Raw genomic sequence first — 18,617 nt, forward strand, 5'->3', positions numbered from 1 at the left:
CGAGTGACCTCCCTCGCCCAGAAAGATGCGCGTTTCGGACATAGGGAACCTGGGCAGGGCGACCCGGCCGAATTGGGGGCCGCGATCACAGATGCAGAAGCATCCGGCTGTTGCCCAAGGTGTTCGGTTTCACTCGTTCGAGACCGAGGAACTCCGCCACGCCCTCGTCATAGGAACGCAACAGCTCCGCGTAGACATCGGTGTCAACTGGTGTCTCACCGATCTCCACGAAGCCGTGCTTCGAGAAGAAGTCCACTTCGAAGGTGAGACAGAAAACGCGACGAACGCCTAGCCAGCGAGCCGTGTGCAGCAACTTCTCCAGCAACTGATGGCCCACACCGGCACCCTTCAAGCCGGGCTTCACCGCGAGAGTGCGGACTTCCGCGAGGTCTTCCCACATGACATGCAGTGCCCCACAGCCGACGACCTCGGCGTTGTCGTCCCGTTCGGCGACCCAGAACTCCTGGATGTCCTCGTAAAGAGTCACCGTCGCTTTGTCGAGCAGGATGCGACCGCGGACGTAGGCGTCAAGGAGTCGGCGCACCGCCTCGACATCGCCGGTCCTGGCCCGCCGGACGGTGATGGCTTTCGCGGTGACTTCGGGGTGCTCTGCTGACATGAGCGGACGCTATCGCCCGCCGCCCGAGGGCGCGGAGCCGGGGTTCTGGACGCCATCCGCCGGTGCGGGTGTTTCCGGTCCCTGAACGATGCGTACGGCGCTGCGGAGGGCCTCGCGCTGTTCGTCGCTCATCATCCCGAAGAAGGCGACGAGAGCGGCCGCGGGGTTGTCGCTCTGGGACCAGGCGTCGTTCATCAGGGCGGCGGAGTAGGCGGCTCGTGTGGAGACCGCCTCATATCGATAGGCCCGGCCTTCCGCCTCACGACGCACCCAGCCCTTCTGATGGAGATTGTCCAAAACGGTCATCACCGTGGTGTACGCGATGGACCGTTCCCGCTGAAGGTCTTCCAGGACTTCTCGAACGGTCACCGGGCGGTTCCACTTCCACACCCGCGTCATGACCGAGTCTTCGAGTTCTCCCAATGGGCGAGGCACAGCTCAGAACCATAGTGGAAAAGGAACAAAAAGGGCGTACGACTCGGAAAGCACGCGTGCGCGTGCGGGAGTCGTACGCCCTTGAAGGCGCCGCGGAAAACGGAAGGTTCAGGCGTCGGCGGCCGAAGAGGCCTGACGGGCGCTCTCCGCGCGCGCGATGGCGGCGTCGACGGCCGCGTCCTCCTTGGCCTTCATGGCCCCGCCCTGGGTCTTCACGATGACCCGGATCAGTCCGATGAAGAACACGGCCATGACGACCGGGGGCACGAGCGCGGAGACATAGTCCATGCCCTCCAGAGTAGCCACGGGTCCCGAGGAGGACGGGGCGGGGTCGGTTCAGCCGGCGGCGAGTTGCTCCGACGGGTTCGCGGGAGGCGGTGCCGGTTTGCGCCGGGGGAAGACCTCGCCGGGGGTGGGGATGGGCCGGGACGGTTTCGGCGCCGCGGGCGAGGGCGTCGGCGCCGGCCGCTCCACGGGCTTGCGCACGGGTTCCTTGGCGCCCTCCCCGGAGAGGCCTCCGGGGAGCGCCAGGAGGCGGGTGCGCGAGGCGGGGACGGTCGGGGCGACGGCCCTGGCGGTCGTACGGCGGGCCAGGCGCGCGCGTACGTCCTGTTCGGCGAGGGTGAGGCAGCGGTCCAGGAGAACGGCGGCGGAGGGGTTCCCGCGCAGCGCTCTCAGCGCGGAGAGGTCGTCGACGTCCGGGCGGTACCCGGCGCCGAGCGCCTCCTCCAGGAGGGTGAGGTAGCCGGCGGTGGTGCCGGGCAGGGCGGCGCGGTACCGGGCGAGGTCGGCGACCAGGAAGGCGCGCAGCCGAACCCCCTCGCGTACCGCCTCGTCGAGCGATTCGGCGAGCCGGAGACAGTCCTGGACGTCCTCGGCCGAGGCGGTTCTGGGCTGGAGGGCGAGGGCGAGAGCGCGACGGAGCACACGCAGCTCCTCCGCACCGAACGCCATGCCGCCGCGGGATCCGTATGGCGTGGGCATGCGCCGACGATACGCGCTAATCAGACAAATTCGACATAGGGGGCGGGTGTGGCGCGGGGTTTTCGCCCGGGGCCGCAGTGGCTCTCCCGCGCGCGGGACAGGCGCACTGCGACCCGGTACTACGGCTCCGTCGTGCGCGACGGCGTCCTGCTGGGGGCGGAGGCGGCGGGGCTCCTTGTTGGCGCGTCTGAGCGGCACGGGCGGGTGCGGGGCGCCGCCCGGCGGCCTCGTCCCGCACCCCTGCGCCGGTCACATCCGCGAGACGTTCCTCTCGTAGACCAGTCGCAGGCCGATCAGCGTCAGCCAGGGCTCGTGCTCGTCGATCACCGAGGCTTCGCCCAGGACCATCGGGGCCAGGCCGCCGGTCGCGATGACGGTGACGTCCTCGGGGTCGTCGGCCAGTTCCTTGGCCATGCGGGTGACGACGCCGTCGACCTGGCCGGCGAAGCCGTAGACGATGCCCGACTGCATCGCCTCGACGGTGTTCTTGCCGATCACGCTGCGCGGCCGGGCCACCTCGATCTTGCGGAGTTGGGCGCCCTTGACGCCGAGGGCCTCGACCGAGATCTCGATACCGGGGGCGATGACACCGCCGATGTACTCCCCGCGCGCGGAGACCGCGTCGAACGTGGTCGCCGTGCCGAAGTCGACGACGATCGCCGGGCCGCCGTAGAGCTCGACCGCGGCAACCGCGTTGATGATGCGGTCCGCGCCGACCTCCTTGGGGTTGTCGGTGAGGATCGGGACGCCCGTCTTGACGCCCGGTTCGACGAGGACGGCGGGCACGTCGCCGTAGTAGCGGCGGGTGACCTCGCGCAGTTCGTGCAGGACGGACGGGACGGTGGCGCAGATCGCGATGCCGTCGATGCCGTCGCCCAGCTCCTCTCCGAGGAGCGGGTGCATGCCCATGAGGCCCTGGAGGAGTACGGCGAGTTCGTCGGCGGTGCGCCGCGCGTCCGTGGAGATGCGCCAGTGCTCGATGATCTCCTCGCCGTCGAACAGGCCGAGGACGGTGTGCGTGTTGCCCACGTCGATCGTGAGGAGCATGACTACTGCGCCTCACGGAGGTCGAGGCCGATGTCCAGGATGGGCGCGGAGTGGGTCAGGGCGCCTACGGCGAGGTAGTCCACTCCGGTATCGGCGTACGCCTTGGCGTTGTCCAGGGTGAGCCTGCCCGAGGCCTCCAGGGCGGCGCGGCCGTCCACGATGCCGACGGCCTCCGCGCACTCCCCGGGCGTGAAGTTGTCCAGCAGGATCAGGTCCGCGCCGGCGTCCAGGACGTCGCGGAGCTGGTGCAGCGTGTCGACCTCGACCTCGATCGGCACGTCCGGGAAAGCCTCCCGTACGGCCTTGAAGGCCTGCGCGACGCCGCCCGCGGCGACCACGTGGTTGTCCTTGACGAGGGCCGCGTCCGAGAGGGACATGCGGTGGTTGACGCCACCGCCGCTCCGGACCGCGTACTTCTCCAGGGAGCGCAGTCCCGGCGTCGTCTTACGGGTGTCGCGGACCTTCGCCTTCGTGCCCTCCAGGGCGTCGGCCCACGCGCGCGTGGCGGTCGCGATGCCGGAGAGGCGGCACAGGATGTTGAGCGCGCTGCGCTCGGCGGTCAACAGGTCACGCGTGCGCGTGGTGACCGACAGGAGCTTCTGCCCGGCCTCCACGCGGTCGCCGTCCTCGACATGCCGCTCGACCTCGAACTCGTCGGTGCAGACCACGGAGACCACCGCTTCGGCGACCCTCAGGCCCGCCACGACGCCGGCCTCGCGCGCGGTGAAGTCGGCAGTGGCGACGGCCTCTTCTGGGATGGTCGCGATCGTCGTCACGTCGACGCCGCCTGCCAGGTCCTCCTGGATGGCGACGTTGGCGATGTCCTCGACCTCCAGGGGGTCGAGTCCGGCGTCGGCGAGGAGTTCGGCGAGCGCGGGGTCGAGGCCGCACTCCATGTACTCCACTTCGGCGCCCGCGCCGCAGGCACAGCCGTCGCCGCAACCGCCGCTGTCGGCGAGGGGAAGGTCGTGGGTGCTCACTTCTGTCACTGCTCCTGGGGACGGTGCTGCCGGGTCGGGGGGAAGTCTGCGGTGTCCGTGGTGTGTACGGCCAGCGTGCGGTCGGGATTCAGCCGTACGACGATGTGGCGGTGCCAGGCGGTGTCGTCGCGCTCGGCGTGGTCCTCGCGCCAGTGGCAGCCCCGGGTCTCCTCGCGCCGCTCGGCGGCGGTGACCAGGACGCGGGCCACGCACAGGAGGTTGGTGGCCTCCCAGGTGTCGACGCCGGGCTCGGCGGTCTTGCCGTTCTCGTCGAGGGCGTCACGGGCGTCGGTGTGCAGTCGCTGGAGCTGTCCGGCGGCCTTGGCGAGGGAGTCCGCGGAGCGCAGGACGCCCGCGCCCTCGGTCATGATCCGCTGGATCGCGAAGCGGGCCTCCGGGGCGAGCAACGGATGCGCGGGCTTCTGGGGGTGCGGAACCGGCTCGGGCACACGCGCGTGGAGGGCGTTCTCGGCCTCGCTCCCGGTGATGTCGGCCTGGTTCCCGGTGATGTCCGCGACGATCCGCTCGGCGTAGACGAGGCCTTCGAGAAGGGAGTTGGAGGCGAGCCGGTTCGCGCCGTGCACGCCGGTGCAGGCGACCTCGCCGCACGCGTACAGGCCGGGGACGGTCGTACGGCCCCGTGAGTCGGTGCGGACGCCCCCGGAGGCGTAGTGGGCGGCCGGGGCTACCGGGACGGGCTCGGTGACCGGGTCGATGCCGTGGCTGCGGCAGGCGGCGAGGATCGTCGGGAAACGGTGCTCCCACATGTCGGCGCCGAAGTGCCGGGCATCCAGGAACATGTGCTCGGCGTCCTGCTCCTGCATGCGCCGCATGATGCCCTTGGCGACGATGTCCCGGGGCGCCAGCTCGGCGAGTTCGTGCTGGCCCACCATGAAGCGCACGCCGTCGGCGTCGACCAGGTGGGCGCCCTCGCCGCGCACCGCCTCGGAGACGAGGGGCTGCTGGCCCTCCGCGTCGGCGCCGAGGAACAGCACGGTCGGGTGGAACTGCACGAACTCCAGGTCGGAGACCTCGGCACCCGCGCGGAGGGCGAGTGCGACCCCGTCGCCGGTCGACACTGACGGGTTGGTGGTGGCCGAGAAGACCTGCCCCATGCCGCCGGTCGCGAGGACCACGGCGGGTGCGTGCACGGCGCCCACACCGTCGTGCTGGCCCTCGCCCATGACGTGCAGGGTGACGCCCGCCGTACGCCCCTCGGCATCCGTCAGGAGGTCCAGCACCAGCGCGTTCTCGATCGTCCGCAGCCCACGCGCGTGTACGGCCTCGACGAGCGCCCTGGAGACCTCCGCGCCGGTCGCGTCACCGCCCGCGTGCGCGATCCGGCGCCGGTGGTGGCCGCCCTCGCGGGCCAGCTCCAGTCCTCCTTCGGAGGACTCGTCGAAGTGGGCGCCGGTCTCGATGAGTCGTCGTACGGCGTCCGGGCCCTCGGTGACGAGGATCCGTACGGCCTCCTCGTCGCACAGGCCCGCACCGGCCACCAGGGTGTCGTCCAGGTGCTGTTCGGGGGTGTCGCCCTCCCCGAGGGCCGCGGCGATGCCGCCCTGGGCCCAGCGGGTGGAGCCGTCGTCGAGGCGGGCCTTGGTGACGACGACCGTCCGCAGCCCGGCCGCCTCGCAGCGCAGGGCCGCGGTCAGGCCGGCCACTCCGGAGCCGACGACCACGACGTCGGCGTCGATGGACCAACCCGGGGCGGGTGCGTGCAGTCGTATGCCTGTGCTGGTCACGAGGCGGCTCCGAGGGTTCCGAAAGCGAGTGGGATGTTGTCGATCAGCCGGGTCGTCCCGACCCGGGCGGCGACGGCGAGGACGGCCTCCCCGGTGAAGTCCTCTTCGACGTCCGTGAAGTCGGACGGGTCGACCAGGGCGAGGTAGTCCAGGGCGAGCGGCGGGTCCAGGCGGGCGGCGCTGTCGAGGACCAGGCGGGCGGCCGCCCGGACGGACGCCGGGTTTCCGGGGCCGGGGGCCGCCTTGGCGACGGCGTGCGCGTCGGCCGCCGCGCGGGACTCGCCGATGGCACTGAGCGCCTCGGCACGCGCGTGCGTGGCGGGCACCTCACGGGCCCGCGCGCGGAGCGCCTCCTGGGCAGCGTGCCGGTCGCGGCCCGCGAACAGGGCCTGGGAGAGGGCGAGTGCGGTACGCCGCTCCCGGGGGGACAGATAGCGGTTGCGGCTGGACAGGGCCAGGCCGTCGGCCTCGCGCACGGTCGGCACGCCCACGATGTCCATGCCGAAGTTCAGGTCGCGCACCATGCGACGGATCAGGGCGAGCTGCTGGGCGTCCTTCTGGCCGAACAGGGCGGCGTCGGGGCGGGTGAGGTGCAGCAGCTTGGCGACGACGGTGAGCATGCCGTCGAAGTGGCCGGGGCGGACCGCGCCCTCCAGGCGTTCGCCCATGGGGCCCGCGGAGATGCGCACCTGGGGTTCGCCGCCGGGGTAGACCTCGTCCACGGAGGGCGCGAACACGACGTCGGCGCCCGCCTGTTCGGCGATCTTGAGGTCGGCGTCCAGGGTGCGCGGGTAGCGGTCGAGGTCCTCGCCCTTGCCGAACTGCAGCGGGTTCACGAAGACGGTGACCACGACCTCGCCGTCCGGTCCGGCGATCTCGCGGGCCGTGCGGACGAGCGTGGCGTGGCCCTCGTGCAGGGCGCCCATCGTCATGACGACGACGCGACGGCCCGTACGCGTGCGTGCGTGGAGTTCGTCGGCGGTGCGCAGCAAGGTGGTGGTCATCCGGCATCTCCCTCGGTGCCGTTGGCGAGCACCCCGAGGAGGTCCTCGGCGAGCTCCGGCTTCAGCAGCCCGTGGGCCAGGGCCCGGTCGGCGGTCGCGCGGGCCATCGCCAGATAGCCCGCGACGGTCTGCGGAGCGTGCTTGCGCAACTCGGTGACGTGCGCGGCGACGGTGCCCGCGTCCCCGCGCGCGACGGGGCCGGTGAGCGCCGCGTCGCCGGAGCGCAGGGCGTTGTCCAGGGCGGCGCCCAGCAGCGGGCCGAGCATCCGGTCGGGGGCTTCGACACCGGCCGTGCGCAACAGCTCCATGGACTCGGCGACCAGGGTCACCAGGTGGTTGGCGCCCAGCGCGAGGGCCGCGTGGTAGAGCGGGCGGCTCTCCTCGGCGATCCACTCGGGCTCGCCGCCCATCTCGATCACCAGGGCCTCGGCGGCCAGGCGCAGCTCCTCGGGCGCGGTGACCCCGAAGGAGCACCCGGCGAGCCGCTGGACGTCCACAGGAGTGCCCGTGAACGTCATCGCGGGGTGCAGGGCCAGCGGCAGCGCGCCCACCCGCAGAGCGGGGTCCAGGACCTTCGCGCCGTACCGCCCGGAGGTGTGCACGAGCAGCTGCCCGGGGCGTACGGCCCCGGTGTCGGCGAGGCCCTCCACGAGGCCGGGCAGGGCGTCGTCCGGGACGGTCAGCAGCACCAGGTCGGAGCACTCCAGCACCTGCGCGGGCGTGACGACCGGCGCGTCCGGGAGCATCAGCGCGGCCCGGCGCCTGGACGCGTCGGACACTCCGGAGACGGCCACCGGGCGGTGCCCGGCCAGCTGGAGCGAGGCGGCCAGCGCGGGGCCCACCCGGCCGGCGCCGACGACACCGACGGCGAGCCGCGCGGGGCGGTCCTTGGGCTCTGGCTGTTGGAATGTACTCACGCGACGGCGGCCTTCCCGTTCCAGTCCGCTCCGGGTACCGGACGATTTCTCGTCATGTTAACGCGATCGGTTCGAGAGGCGTCCGGTTGTCCACAGGCTGTGGGTTGTCGCACAGCCCTGCCGCACGGGAAAGCCTGTGGAAATCCGGGTGCTCCCGCGGACCCGCGCCAGGCATGATCCGGGGCATGAGCGATACGGCGGAACAGGGCGAAGAGCAGGCGGAGCAGGGCGAACAGGAGGCGGAGCCGACGACCGACGAGGAACGCGTCCTGGCGCGCCGCAAACGGCGCCTCAGCGCGAACCGGAACGCGGAGCGCACACTCGCGCGCCTCGGTTTCCTGGACCCGCTCCGCGAGCGGCTCGCGTTCCTCCAGGAGGCGGCCGAGCTGTACGACCTGGACGAGACGTCGGACATGTACGGCGGCGGCATCGTCGAGACCCTGGAGAAGCGGGTCGCCGAACTGCTCGGCAAGGAGGCAGCGGCCTTCTTCCCCACCGGCACGATGGCGCAGCAGGTCGCCCTGCGCTGCTGGGCCGGCCGTACCGGCAACCCGACCGTCGCCCTGCACCCGCTCGCCCACCCCGAAGTACACGAACGGAACGCGTTCAGCCAGGTCAGCGGGCTCCGCCCGGTCCATGTGACGAGCGAGCCCCGACAGCCGACCGCCGACGAGGTGCGCGACTTCCCGGAGCCCTTCGGGACGCTGATGCTCGAACTGCCCCTCCGGGACGCCGGTTTGGTCCTGCCCTCCTGGGAGGAACTCTCCGCCGTCGTCGAGGCCGCCCGCGAACGCGACGCGGTGGTCCACTTCGACGGCGCCCGCCTCTGGGAGTCCGCCACCCACTTCGGCCGCCCGCTCGGCGAGATCGCCGACCTCGCCGACAGCGTCTACGTGTCGTTCTACAAGTCCCTCGACGCCCTCGGCGGTGCCGCGCTCGTCGGCCCGAAGACCCTCATCGACGAGGCGAAGACCTGGCGGCACCGCTACGGGGGCATGGTCTTCCAGCAGTTCCCCACCGTGCTGACCGCCCTCGCGGGCCTGGACCGGGAGCTGCCCCGGCTGCCTTCGTACGTGGCCCACGCGCGCGTGGTCGCCGAGGCGCTGCGCGAGGGGTTCGCGGCGGCCGGGGTGCCCTGGATACGCGTCCACCCCGAGCAGCCGCACACGAACGAGTTCCAGGTCTGGCTACCGTACGACCTCGACACCGTCACGGAGGCCGCGATCCGCCAGGCCGAGGAGACCAAGACCGCCCTCTTCTCCAATCCCTGGGACGCGAAGGGCCCGGGCCTGGCGGTCACCGAGGTCTACGTCCGCGCCGCCGCCCTGGAGTGGACGGCCGACAACGTGAAGGCGGCGGTCGCGGGCTTCGTGGTCCGGCTGAAGGAGGAGACGGCCGGCTAGAAAGCGGCGGGACCGAGTCGGGTCGGGCCGGCAGCGGAATGCGTACGTGGCGGTCGAGGGCTGTCAGCCGGCGAACCGCGGGCACGGGCGGATCGTCTGCGGCGGCACGCGCGCGTTGTCACCCAGCGGCACGCAGGGGCGGACGGCCATGAAGGCGGGCGGAGCACGAGAAAGCCGCCGGCATGCGGACCGCGGAACCGGCCGTCAGCAGGGCTGCACGCAAGCTCCGGTGCCGGTGGCCGACTACGCGCGCGGACCGAAGGCAGCCGGAACACCGACGCTGATGCCAGCCGGCGGAACGCGGGCACGGCGGATCGTCTGCGGCGGCACGCGCGCGGGTCGTCACGCGTTGCACGTGGCGTCTCATGGACCCGGCACCGTGGTCTGCACGCGCGCGTGCCCTCACCAAGCTGAACGCGCCCACGGGCGCGGCCACCGCCCCAGAGCCCGCCGTAGCCGACCTTGAGCCGGAAGTTCCGCGACGACCGCGCGGAACTGCCAGTAGCCGCGCAGCTCTCGGGCGGTCCGCCAGTCGTGGGTGCCGGGTGGGGGCGGCGGGGTCTCGCCGAGGCGTTGGGCGCGGTGGGTGTCGAGGACGTACTGCTGGGTGATGCTCATGTGTCCAGGCTGCGCCGCTCCCCCGTGGCTGCCGCGTCGATTGACGGGCGCCGTCAAACGAGGGGGCGTTGTCAGTGGCGGGGTGCACGATTGAGGACATGAGCGTGCACATCGACATCACCGGGCTGCGGCCGGAGCGGATCGCCTTCGCGCCCTCGCCCCTGGGCGAGCTGTGCATGGCGCTGCACGCGATGTCCGAGCCGGGGCACCACCCCGGCCTCCAGGGCTGGGTCACCGGCGTCACCGCGCGGCTCGATCCGCATCTGGCCGACCGGATGTGCGAGGCGGACTTCCTGTGGCGGTCGACGTTCTCCGACCTGTTCCTGCCGTACGCGGGCATCCCTGGACGGAGCACGCTCCCCGGGGCCACGCTCGCCGAGGAGCTGGACCTGCTGGACAAGCTGACGGACGAGCAGTTCGTCGACGCGGCGATGGAGTTCACCACCTGCGCGATCTCCTACAGCACGGGCGGACCGGGCCCGCTCACCGACGCCGGCATCAGGCGGCGCGCCCTGGAGCAGGCCGCCGCGCGCGGGCCGCATCAACTGGCGTTCACCGAGCGGCTGTTGGCCGACCCGCCGCGGACCAGGGCCTGGCTGCGGCAGTTCCTGGAGGACTGCGACGAGGCGTTCTTCGCGGAGACCTGGTCCCGGACGCACCACCAACTCGTGGCCGACGCCCGCCACAAGACGGACCTCCTGCACCGCAAGGGCCTGGCGGAGGCGCTGACGTCGATGTCCACGGCGGTGACCCTCGACGAGAGCGCCACCCGCATCACGATCGACAAGCTCGGCACCGGCCGTACGGCGACCCAGGCAGGCGGCCTCCTCCTGGTCCCCACGGCCCTGGGCTGGCCGCACCTGACGGTCCTGTACCGGTACGGCTGGCAGCCCGTCGTGCACTACCCCGTGCACAACACCCCCAAGATCGCCTCACCGACCTCCCTGGAGCAGCTGACCCTGCGGATGACCGCCCTGTCCCACCCGGTCCGCATGCGCCTGTGCCGCAGCCTGGCCCGCAGCGCGTTCACCACCAGCGAGCTGACCCAGGTGCACGGCATGACCGCCCCCGAGATATCCCGCCACCTCGGCGTCCTGAAGAAGGCCGGCCTGATCACCACCCGCCGCCGCGGCCGTTACGTCCTGCACCAGCTGGACGTCACGATGGTGGCCCGCCTGGGCAGCGACTTCCTGGAGGGCATCCTCAGGTAGGCGGCACCGGCCGGACAGCGGCCCCGTGTCGCCGTAGACCGTCGGCGGTCTCCTCGGGCGTCAGCCGTGGCCGCCCGCCCGTACCAGCCCCGTCTCGTAGGCCAGGACGACCACCTGCACCCGGTCCCGCAGGCCGAGTTTGGTCAGGATGCGGCCCACATGGGTCTTCACGGTCGCCTCGGACAGCACCAGACGGGCCGCGATCTCGCCGTTGGACAGGCCCTGGGCGACGAGGATCATGACCTCGCGCTCGCGCTCGGTGAGGCGCTCCAGCTCCTTGTGCCGGGGCTCCTTGCCGGTGGCGGGCAGCATCGGGGCGAAGCGGTCCAGGAGGCGCCGGGTCGTCGAGGGCGCCACCACGGCGTCACCGCTGTGCACGGAGCGGATCGCGGTGAGGAGTTCGCCGGGCGGCACGTCCTTGAGCATGAATCCGGAGGCGCCGGCCTTCAGCCCGGAGAAGGCGTACTCGTCGAGGTCGAAGGTGGTCAGGATCAACACCTTCGGCGGGTTCTCGCCCTGGCAGATGCGGCGGGTGGTCTCCACCCCGTCCAGCTTCGGCATACGGACGTCCATCAGCACCACGTCGACCGCGGTCGCGGCAAGCACCTGAAGGGCCTCGACGCCGTCGCCCGCCTCGGCGACGACCTCCATGTCCGGCTGGGCGGCGAGCACCATCCGGAACCCGGTGCGCAGCAGCACCTGGTCGTCGACGAGCATCACGCGGATCGCCATCGGGTCCTCTTCCGTTCCGTCAACAGGATCGTTCAACAAGTGGTTCAACAGGTCGTTCAACAATTCGTTACAGGTGTCACTGCGCGGCGTACGACAGGTCAGTGCGCGGGTTTCAGCGGCAGCAGCGCGCTGATACGGAAGCCGCCGCCCGGTCGCGGTCCCGCGTCGAGCGTGCCCCCGACCATGCCCACCCGCTCACGCATACCGATCAGACCATGCCCCTGGCCGTCCGCGCCGCCCTCCTCGTACAGCTCGTGCGGGGCGCCCTTGCCGTCGTCCTCGACGAGCAGCCCGAGTCCGTCGTCGAAGTAGACCAGCCGCACGCTGGCGCCCGTGTTCGGGCCGCCGTGCTTGCGGGTGTTGGTGAGCGCCTCCTGGACGATCCGGTACGCCGTCAGCTCGACGCCACTGGGCAGCGGGCGCGGGGTGCCCTCGACCTTGAAGTCGACGGGCAGTCCGGACGTACGGCACTGCTCGACCAGGTCGTCGATCTGCTCGACGTCCGGCTGCGGGACGTACTCGCCGGCCTCCTTGTGCTCGCCGGTGCGCAGCACGCCCAGTAGACGGCGCATCTCGGCGAGGGCCTGGCGGCCGGTGGAGGAGATCGTCTCCAGGGCCTTCTTCGCCTGGTCCGGCGCGGAGTCGAGGACATAGGCGGCGCCGTCGGCCTGGACCACCATGACCGACACGTTGTGCGCGACCACGTCGTGCAGCTCGCGTGCGATGCGGGCGCGCTCGGCGGCGACCGCGACCTTCGCCTGCGCCTCGCGCTCCTTCTCCAGCCGCGCGGCGCGCTCCTCCAGCTGCGCGAAGTACGCGCGCCGCGTGCGCATCGAGTCGCCGAGCACCCAGGCCAGCGCGAACGGCACCGTCTGGAAGATCGCCAGCGCGACCAGCCCGGCGGAACTGGTGTGCTCCTGCGGCCAGCGGATCTGCGCCAGGGTCGCCGCGGACAGACCGGCGGCCAGGGCGAAGCGGGAGGCCCAGCGGGCACCGACCGCGGCGACCGTGTAGACGATCACCAGCATGGCGAAGTCGGCCACCACGGGCTCGACGTCGAGGACCAGTTGCGCGAGGCCCGTCGCGCCGGCCAGGACGAGCATCTTCTCCGGCCAGCGGCGGCGCAGCGCGATCGCCACACACATCACGGCGGACGCCCCGATCGCCCCGGCGGCCGTCCCGTGCCGGCCCGACGCGTAGCTGGTACTCGCGATGCTCACGCCGCTCAGCCCCAGCAGGAAGACAGCCCAGAAGGTGTCGACCCATGTCGGGTGTCTGCGGAGGAAGTCGTAGAGGCGCTGCACGTAACCCAGCGTAGGGATGCGTGCAGTGTGCCGGGGTCAACCGGAGGATCGATCCGTATACGTCCCGCGTACTCCCCAAGGTGGAGGCCCCGTTGTCCTCTGCACTTAGTCTGACCACGTGACGGAAGACACCACGGGCCGGTGGCGCGGCTGGCGGACAGCGGCCGAGGAGGCCCTGTACGGGCCCGAGGGCTTCTACCGCAGGCCCGAGGGGCCCGCCGGACACTTCCGTACGTCCGTGCACGCGTCGGCGCTCTTCGCGGGCGCCGTGGCGCGGCTGCTGTGCCGGGTGGACGAGGCCCTCGACAAGCCGGCCGCGCTGGACTTCGTGGACCTGGCCGCGGGCCGCGGTGAACTGGTGACCGGCGTGCTCGCCGCGCTGCCCGCCGAAGTGGCCGCACGCGTGCGTGCGTACGCCGTCGAGATCATCGACCACCCCGAAGGACTCGATCCCCGCGTCGAGTGGCTGACCGAGCCCCCGAAGGGGATCAACGGGCTGCTGTTCGCCAACGAGTGGCTGGACAACGTCCCCGTGGAGGTGGCCGAGGTGGACCCCGTCGGCGTACCGCGGCTCGTGCTCGTACGGGAGGACGGCACCGAGCGGCTCGGGGAGCCCCTCTCCGGCGCGGAGGCCGAGTGGCTCGCCCGGTGGTGGCCGCAGGCGCCAGAGGAGGGGCTGCGCGCCGAGATCGGCCTCCCCAGGGACACGGCCTGGGCGTCCGCCGTCGCCACCGTCGACCGGGGTCTGGCGATCGCCGTCGACTACGCGCACACCCGGGACACCCGCCCCCCGTTCGGCACGCTCACCGGCTTCCGCGAGGGCCGCGAGACGGCACCCGTACCGGACGGCTCGTGCGACATCACGGCGCACGTGGCCCTGGACGCCTGCGCGACGGCCGCCGCTTCAACAGGCGCGCTCCCCGGCGCACGCCTGCTCACCCAACGCGCCGCCCTGCACGCCCTCGGCGTCACAGGCGCACGCCCCCCGCTCACGCTGGCCTCCACCGACCCGACGGCCTACGTCCGAGCGCTCGCGAGCGCCGGAGAAGCCGCCGAACTCACCGCTCCGTGCGGCCTCGGCGACTTCGGCTGGCTCGTGCAGTCGGTTGGAATTCCGGACCCGCTGCCCAACTGACCACCTGCGCGCCCCACTTGGCCCTATGCGCAGCTACTTGTCGATGTCCCCGACCACGAAGAACAACGACCCCAGGATCGCCACCATGTCCGCCACCAGCGTCCCCGGCAGCAGTACGGCGAGCGCCTGGATGTTGTTGTACGACGCCGAGCGCAGCTTCAGCCGGTACGGGGTCTTCTCGCCCTTGCTGACGAGGTAGTAGCCGTTGATCCCGAGCGGGTTCTCGGTCCACGCGTACGTGTGCCCCTCGGGTGCCTTCAGGACCTTCGGGAGCCGCTGGTTGATCGGGCCGGGCTCCAGTTCGGCGAGCCGGTCGAGGCAGGCGTCCGCGAGGTCGAGCGCGTTGTGGGTCTGCTCCAGGAGCACCTCGAAGCGCGCGAGACAGTCGCCCTCCTGGCGCGTGACGACCTTCAGGGTGTCCTGGAGTTCGCCGTACGCGAGGTACGGCTCGTCGCGCCGCAGGTCGAAGTCGACGCCCGAGGCGCGCGCGATGGGCCCGCTCACGCCGTACGCGTGCACGGCCTCCGCCGACAGCTCGCCCACCCCGCGCGTGCGGCCCCGGAAGATCTCGTTGCCGAGCACCAGGTCGTCGAAGCGGTCCATCCGGGAGCGCACCGCGGCGACGGCCTCACGCGCGCGTGCCGTCCAGCCCAACGGGACGTCCTCCTTGAGGCCGCCGACACGGTTGAACATGTAGTGCATGCGCCCGCCGGAGACCTCCTCCATGACGTTCTGGAGCACCTCGCGCTCCCGGAACGCGTAGAACACCGGGGTGATGCCGCCGAGTTCGAGGGGGTACGACCCCAGGAACATCAGGTGGTTGAGCACCCGGTTCAGCTCGGCGAGCAGCGTGCGGGTCCAGACCGCGCGCGGGGGGACCTCCATGCCGAGCATGCGCTCCACCGCGAGGACCACGCCGAGTTCGTTCGAGAAGGCCGACAGCCAGTCGTGGCGGTTGGCGAGCATGATGATCTGGCGGTAGTCGCGCGCTTCGAAGAGCTTCTCGGCGCCGCGGTGCATATAGCCGATCACCGGCTCCGCGTGCTGGATGCGCTCGCCGTCCAGGACGAGCCGCAGGCGCAGCACACCGTGGGTGGAGGGGTGCTGGGGGCCGATGTTGAGCACCATGTCGGTGCTCTCCGCGGCGCCACCGATCCCGACCATGGTCTCCGTCGTGGGAGTCATGGACACAGTCTCTCGTACGTACGCTTGCGGCATGGAAACGGGGACTGCCGCCCAGGACGGCGCGGCGCGCGAGCCGGTGTGGACCGGGCTGCCGCCGGGGCTGCTGAAGATGCGACGGCTGTTGCTGGTGGTGTGGCTGGGGCTGCTGGCCGCGGCCCTGGGTGTGCCGCTGGGGCTGTTCGTCGGCTCCGGCTGGGCTGCGTTCGCGCTGCTGCCGCTCGCCCTGATGGCGTGGGGCTGGGTACTCCTGGGCCGCAACTGGCGCTCCTGGAAGTACGCCGAGCGCGCCGACGACCTGCTGATCAGCCGGGGTGTGCTGTGGCACCACGAGACGATCGTGCCGTACGGGCGGATGCAGCTCGTGGAGGTGACCTCGGGGCCCGTGGAGCGGCACTTCGGGCTGGCCAGCGTGCAGTTGCACACGGCGGCCGCGGCGACCGACGCGACCATCCCGGGGCTGGTGCCGGCCGAGGCCGAGCGGCTGCGCGACCGGCTCACCGAGCTGGGCGAGGCCCGATCGGCGGGGCTGTGACGACGCCGGGCGCCGACAAGGACGTACCCGGCACCGAGGCCGTCCGGGAGCAAGTGCCGCTCGTGGAGCGGCGGTTGCATCCGGTGACGCCGTTGCGCCGGGCGTGGGCACCGGTCGCCGTCATCATCGGGTGGGCGGTGCACGACCCCAACCAGGCGCAGGAACAGCTGACCCGGCTGACCACGGTCACGCTGCTCATCGGGCTCGCGGTGTTCGTCCCGGCCGCCGCCCTGTACGGCTTCCTGACCTGGTGGTTCACGCACTTCGCGGTGACGGACACCGAACTGCGCATCCGTACCGGCCTGTTGTTCCGGCGCACCGCGCACATCCGGCTGGAGCGCATCCAGGCGATCGACGTGACGCAGCCTCTCCTCGCGCGCGTGGCGGGCGTCGCCAAGCTGAAGCTGGACGTCGTGGGGACCGACAAGAAGGACGAACTCGCCTTCCTGGGCGAGGGCGAGGCGCGGGCGCTGCGGGCCGAACTCCTCGCGCGGGCGGCCGGGTTCGCGCCCGAGACGGCGCACGAGGTCGGCGAGGCGCCCGCGCGGCAGCTGCTGCACGTGCCGGCCGGGGTCCTCGCGGTCTCCTTGGTGCTGACCGGCGCCACCTGGGGTTCGCTGGCCGCCGCACTCGTCGTACCGCCGCTCCTGTGGTTCGCCACCCACAGCGTGTGGACGGTCCTCGCGACCGCGCTGCCGCTGCTGGGCGCGGCGGGCGCGAGCAGTGTGGGGCGGTTCGTCGGCGAGTACGACTGGACGGTGGGCGAGTCCCCGGACGGGCTGCGCATCGACCACGGGCTGCTGGACCGCACGCACGAGACGGTGCCGCCGGGGCGCGTGCAGACCGTACGGATCGTCGAGCCGCTGCTGTGGCGGCGGCGCGGCTGGGTGCGGGTCGAGCTGGACGTGGCCGGTTCGTCCAACTCCGTGCTGGTGCCGGTCGCCCCGCGCGAGATCGCCGAGGCGGTCGTCGCGCGCGTACTGCCCGGCGTGACCGTGCCGCCCCGCGAGGCGCTGTCCCGCCCGCCGCGACAGGCAGGCCGGTGCATGCCGTTGTGGTGGCGCGGCTACGGCATCGCGGTCACCGACACGGTGTTCGCGTCCCGGCACGGCCTGCTCCGCCGGAGCCTGGCGCTGGTGCCGCACGCGAAGGTGCAGAGCGTACGGCTGGGCCAGGGGCCCTGGCAGCGCCTCTGGGGGCTTGCCGAGGTGCACGTGGACACGGGGGCCAACAATACCGTCACGGCGCGTCTGCGGGGCGCGGAGGAGGCCGCGGAGCTGCTCCGCGGTCAGGCCGAACGGTCACGGACGGGCCGCAGGGACGCGCGCCCGGACCGCTGGATGGCCTGAGGGTCGGTCAGGAGGCCGCGCTGCGCAGCCCGTGGAGGTTGATCTGCTCGGTCTCGTCGTGGGCCGTCAGGTCGATGACCTGGCCGACGCCGACATCGCGCGACCGCTCGTCGGCCGGCTTGAACTGCGCCTCCGCCTCGGCCTTGTGCACGGCGAGGGCCTCCTCGCCCACGACGTCGGCGAGGTCCTCGTTCTGCACGGCGTCCATCGCGGCGGACGTCGCGCCCTTCTGCATGCCGAAGAAGTCGAAGCCCCCCTCGATCGGGCGCCGTACGGGGGACGCCGGCACGACCGCCACCGCGGTCGGCACGGTGAAGTGCCCGGACGGCTGGGCGGACGGGGCGAGTTGGGCGGGCTGCGCGGATGTCGCGGCCGGGGGAACGGCGGCCGCGTGCTCATGCCCGTCGACCGCCTCGGGCTTCCCCTCCGCCTCGTCCTCCTGCGCGGCCTCCGACTCGGTACCGCCGCTGTCGGCCGGCACCGGGGCTGGCTCGGCCCGCGCGGAGTCGTCGTCCTTCGGTGCGAGGTCCTTCGGTGCGGAGTTCTTCGGTGCGGGGTCGCTCGGCGCGGAGTCCTTCGGCGCGGGCGCCGGCGTCTCGTGGTCGTCGTCGAGCCGGACCAGGGCCGCCTTGGCGCGCAGGAACAGCTTGGACCCCTCCGGGGAGAACACCGTGGGCTCCGCGGGCTTCTCCGCGACGGCCTCGGAGGCCGCGGCGACCTCGGCCGCCTCCGACTCGTCGTCCTCGGTTCCGCCCTCGGCGTCGGTGTCGGTCCCGCCCTCGACGTCCGTCTCGTCCTCGGAGTCGGCCGAAGCAGCCACAGCCTCGGTGTCGTCCGTCTCGACGTCGTCGTCCTGGAGTTCCAGGTCCGCGTTGGCGTCCACGTCCGCCGAGGCGTCGTCGTCACCGTCCGCCGGAACCGGTGGCAACGCGCGCGCGGGTTCCGCGGCCTCTATCTCCAGCAGGCGGCGGCCCTCCAGGGCGCTCGCGCGCTCGGTCTCGGCCGTGGCGTACCGGCGCAGCAGGGCCGCGTGTTCGTTGCGCAGGCCCGCCAGCTCGGTGCGCTTGGCGCGCAGCTTGTGCTCCAGCTTGACGCGGAGTTCGCGCGACTCGTCGAGGTCGGACTCCAGCTCGGCGAGCCGCTCCTCGTAGCGCCACTCGTCGCTCGTACGCGCGCGTATCAGGTCGGCCACCTGCTTGCCCGCCTGTGTGTCCCAGCGGCGCATGAACGCCGCCCCGACGAGCGCGGTCGCGGCGGCGATCGCCGCGACTATGCGGAGCGCCGCCGGCTGCGAGAAGACCCAGGGCCCGAAGGCACAGACGAGCGACACGCCTGCGATCGCCGAGGGGGGCAACAGCCGGTGCAACGGCGGGGAATGGCGGTGACGTCCACGTGGCATGGCCAGAAACTTACCGCG

General features: G+C 72.1%; 19 protein-coding genes. 5 read left to right on the forward strand and 14 right to left on the reverse strand.

Annotated elements, in window-relative coordinates:
• Nucleotides 1-85: 85 nt before the first annotated feature.
• From OG194_RS20205 to OG194_RS20245, 9 genes are all read right to left on the reverse strand, one after another.
• Nucleotides 86-619, reverse strand: coding sequence for an amino-acid N-acetyltransferase (locus OG194_RS20205; protein ID WP_019064250.1), 534 nt, complete (start codon nt 617-619; stop codon nt 86-88).
• 9 nt (nt 620-628) lie between these two features.
• Nucleotides 629-1,042, reverse strand: coding sequence for a BlaI/MecI/CopY family transcriptional regulator (locus OG194_RS20210; RefSeq protein WP_327407142.1), 414 nt, complete (start codon nt 1,040-1,042; stop codon nt 629-631).
• A gap of 120 nt (nt 1,043-1,162) precedes the next feature.
• Nucleotides 1,163-1,342 carry a hypothetical protein gene (locus tag OG194_RS20215; protein ID WP_033286119.1) on the reverse strand — a complete coding sequence of 60 codons (180 nt, stop codon included), beginning with the start codon at nt 1,340-1,342 and terminating at the stop codon, nt 1,163-1,165.
• Nucleotides 1,343-1,390: 48 nt separating this feature from the next.
• Complete coding sequence (locus tag OG194_RS20220; protein ID WP_327407143.1) at nt 1,391-2,008, reverse strand: hypothetical protein; 618 nt, start codon at nt 2,006-2,008, stop codon at nt 1,391-1,393.
• Between the two features lie 279 nt (nt 2,009-2,287).
• A complete protein-coding gene (locus OG194_RS20225; protein ID WP_200680630.1) occupies nt 2,288-3,085 on the reverse strand; it encodes a type III pantothenate kinase in 798 nt (265 codons plus the stop codon).
• Between the two features lie 2 nt (nt 3,086-3,087).
• Entirely contained in the window at nt 3,088-4,065 is a 978-nt protein-coding gene (gene nadC, locus OG194_RS20230; RefSeq protein ID WP_327402222.1) for a carboxylating nicotinate-nucleotide diphosphorylase, read from the reverse strand.
• A 5-nt stretch (nt 4,066-4,070) separates the two neighbouring features.
• Nucleotides 4,071-5,810 carry an L-aspartate oxidase gene (locus OG194_RS20235; RefSeq protein WP_327402223.1) on the reverse strand — a complete coding sequence of 580 codons (1,740 nt, stop codon included), beginning with the start codon at nt 5,808-5,810 and terminating at the stop codon, nt 4,071-4,073.
• The gene (gene panC / locus OG194_RS20240; protein WP_327402224.1) at nt 5,807-6,814 is read right to left on the reverse strand and encodes a pantoate--beta-alanine ligase; all 1,008 of its coding nucleotides are present in this window, start codon (nt 6,812-6,814) and stop codon (nt 5,807-5,809) included. Before panC ends, OG194_RS20235 begins: the two co-directional genes overlap by 4 nt.
• Nucleotides 6,811-7,731 carry a Rossmann-like and DUF2520 domain-containing protein gene (locus OG194_RS20245; RefSeq protein WP_327402225.1) on the reverse strand — a complete coding sequence of 307 codons (921 nt, stop codon included), beginning with the start codon at nt 7,729-7,731 and terminating at the stop codon, nt 6,811-6,813. The genes panC and OG194_RS20245 overlap by 4 nt, the downstream gene beginning before the upstream one ends.
• 185 nt (nt 7,732-7,916) lie before the next feature.
• Here OG194_RS20245 and OG194_RS20250 point away from each other — a divergent pair, with 185 nt between their 5' ends.
• A complete protein-coding gene (locus tag OG194_RS20250; RefSeq protein WP_327402226.1) occupies nt 7,917-9,134 on the forward strand; it encodes a threonine aldolase family protein in 1,218 nt (405 codons plus the stop codon).
• Nucleotides 9,135-9,536: 402 nt separating this feature from the next.
• Here OG194_RS20250 and OG194_RS20255 read toward each other — a convergent pair whose 3' ends face one another.
• Entirely contained in the window at nt 9,537-9,752 is a 216-nt protein-coding gene (locus OG194_RS20255; RefSeq protein ID WP_327402227.1) for a hypothetical protein, read from the reverse strand.
• Nucleotides 9,753-9,850: 98 nt separating this feature from the next.
• Here OG194_RS20255 and OG194_RS20260 point away from each other — a divergent pair, with 98 nt between their 5' ends.
• The gene (locus OG194_RS20260; protein WP_327402228.1) at nt 9,851-10,963 is read left to right on the forward strand and encodes a DUF5937 family protein; all 1,113 of its coding nucleotides are present in this window, start codon (nt 9,851-9,853) and stop codon (nt 10,961-10,963) included.
• Nucleotides 10,964-11,023: 60 nt separating this feature from the next.
• On the opposite strand, the gene OG194_RS20265 is transcribed toward OG194_RS20260, so the two are convergent.
• Both OG194_RS20265 and OG194_RS20270 read right to left on the reverse strand, forming a co-directional pair.
• Nucleotides 11,024-11,695, reverse strand: coding sequence for a response regulator transcription factor (locus OG194_RS20265; protein WP_327402229.1), 672 nt, complete (start codon nt 11,693-11,695; stop codon nt 11,024-11,026).
• A 98-nt stretch (nt 11,696-11,793) separates the two neighbouring features.
• Nucleotides 11,794-12,999, reverse strand: coding sequence for a sensor histidine kinase (locus OG194_RS20270; RefSeq protein ID WP_327402230.1), 1,206 nt, complete (start codon nt 12,997-12,999; stop codon nt 11,794-11,796).
• 118 nt (nt 13,000-13,117) lie between these two features.
• Between OG194_RS20270 and OG194_RS20275 the strand changes: the two genes are divergently transcribed.
• On the forward strand, nt 13,118-14,134 hold the full coding sequence (locus OG194_RS20275) for an SAM-dependent methyltransferase (protein ID WP_327402231.1): 1,017 nt from the start codon (nt 13,118-13,120) through the stop codon (nt 14,132-14,134).
• Nucleotides 14,135-14,167: 33 nt separating this feature from the next.
• Here the strand turns inward: OG194_RS20275 and OG194_RS20280 are convergent, their stop codons facing one another.
• Nucleotides 14,168-15,319: an NADH-quinone oxidoreductase subunit D gene (locus OG194_RS20280; RefSeq protein ID WP_317775326.1), complete on the reverse strand. Its 1,152-nt coding sequence runs from the start codon at nt 15,317-15,319 to the stop codon at nt 14,168-14,170.
• A gap of 31 nt (nt 15,320-15,350) precedes the next feature.
• On the opposite strand from OG194_RS20280, the gene OG194_RS20285 reads away from it, so the two are divergent.
• Together OG194_RS20285 and OG194_RS20290 are read left to right on the forward strand one after the other, a co-directional pair.
• Nucleotides 15,351-15,851 carry a PH domain-containing protein gene (locus tag OG194_RS20285; protein WP_327402232.1) on the forward strand — a complete coding sequence of 167 codons (501 nt, stop codon included), beginning with the start codon at nt 15,351-15,353 and terminating at the stop codon, nt 15,849-15,851.
• Entirely contained in the window at nt 15,848-17,200 is a 1,353-nt protein-coding gene (locus OG194_RS20290) for a PH domain-containing protein (RefSeq protein ID WP_327402233.1), read from the forward strand. The genes OG194_RS20285 and OG194_RS20290 overlap by 4 nt, the downstream gene beginning before the upstream one ends.
• 7 nt (nt 17,201-17,207) lie before the next feature.
• On the opposite strand, the gene OG194_RS20295 is transcribed toward OG194_RS20290, so the two are convergent.
• Nucleotides 17,208-18,599, reverse strand: a complete 1,392-nt coding sequence (locus tag OG194_RS20295; RefSeq protein WP_327402234.1) for a hypothetical protein — start codon at nt 18,597-18,599, stop codon at nt 17,208-17,210.
• Nucleotides 18,600-18,617: the final 18 nt, after the last annotated feature.

Source organism: Streptomyces sp. NBC_01288 (assembly GCF_035982055.1).
Lineage (GTDB): Bacteria > Actinomycetota > Actinomycetes > Streptomycetales > Streptomycetaceae > Streptomyces.

What these genes read in the sequence shown, in the direction of transcription:
- OG194_RS20205 (WP_019064250.1), bottom strand. Translation starts at nt 619, where the DNA reads ATGTCAGCAGAGCACCCCGAAGTCACCGCGAAAGCCATCACCGTCCGG.
- OG194_RS20215 (WP_033286119.1), bottom strand. Translation starts at nt 1,342, where the DNA reads ATGGACTATGTCTCCGCGCTCGTGCCCCCGGTCGTCATGGCCGTGTTC.
- OG194_RS20220 (WP_327407143.1), bottom strand. Translation starts at nt 2,008, where the DNA reads ATGGCGTTCGGTGCGGAGGAGCTGCGTGTGCTCCGTCGCGCTCTCGCC.
- OG194_RS20225 (WP_200680630.1), bottom strand. Translation starts at nt 3,085, where the DNA reads ATGCTCCTCACGATCGACGTGGGCAACACGCACACCGTCCTCGGCCTG.
- panC (WP_327402224.1), bottom strand. Translation starts at nt 6,814, where the DNA reads ATGACCACCACCTTGCTGCGCACCGCCGACGAACTCCACGCACGCACG.
- OG194_RS20250 (WP_327402226.1), top strand. Translation starts at nt 7,917, where the DNA reads ATGAGCGATACGGCGGAACAGGGCGAAGAGCAGGCGGAGCAGGGCGAA.
- OG194_RS20255 (WP_327402227.1), bottom strand. Translation starts at nt 9,752, where the DNA reads ATGAGCATCACCCAGCAGTACGTCCTCGACACCCACCGCGCCCAACGC.
- OG194_RS20260 (WP_327402228.1), top strand. Translation starts at nt 9,851, where the DNA reads ATGAGCGTGCACATCGACATCACCGGGCTGCGGCCGGAGCGGATCGCC.
- OG194_RS20265 (WP_327402229.1), bottom strand. Translation starts at nt 11,695, where the DNA reads ATGGCGATCCGCGTGATGCTCGTCGACGACCAGGTGCTGCTGCGCACC.
- OG194_RS20280 (WP_317775326.1), bottom strand. Translation starts at nt 15,319, where the DNA reads ATGACTCCCACGACGGAGACCATGGTCGGGATCGGTGGCGCCGCGGAG.
- OG194_RS20285 (WP_327402232.1), top strand. Translation starts at nt 15,351, where the DNA reads ATGGAAACGGGGACTGCCGCCCAGGACGGCGCGGCGCGCGAGCCGGTG.
- OG194_RS20295 (WP_327402234.1), bottom strand. Translation starts at nt 18,599, where the DNA reads ATGCCACGTGGACGTCACCGCCATTCCCCGCCGTTGCACCGGCTGTTG.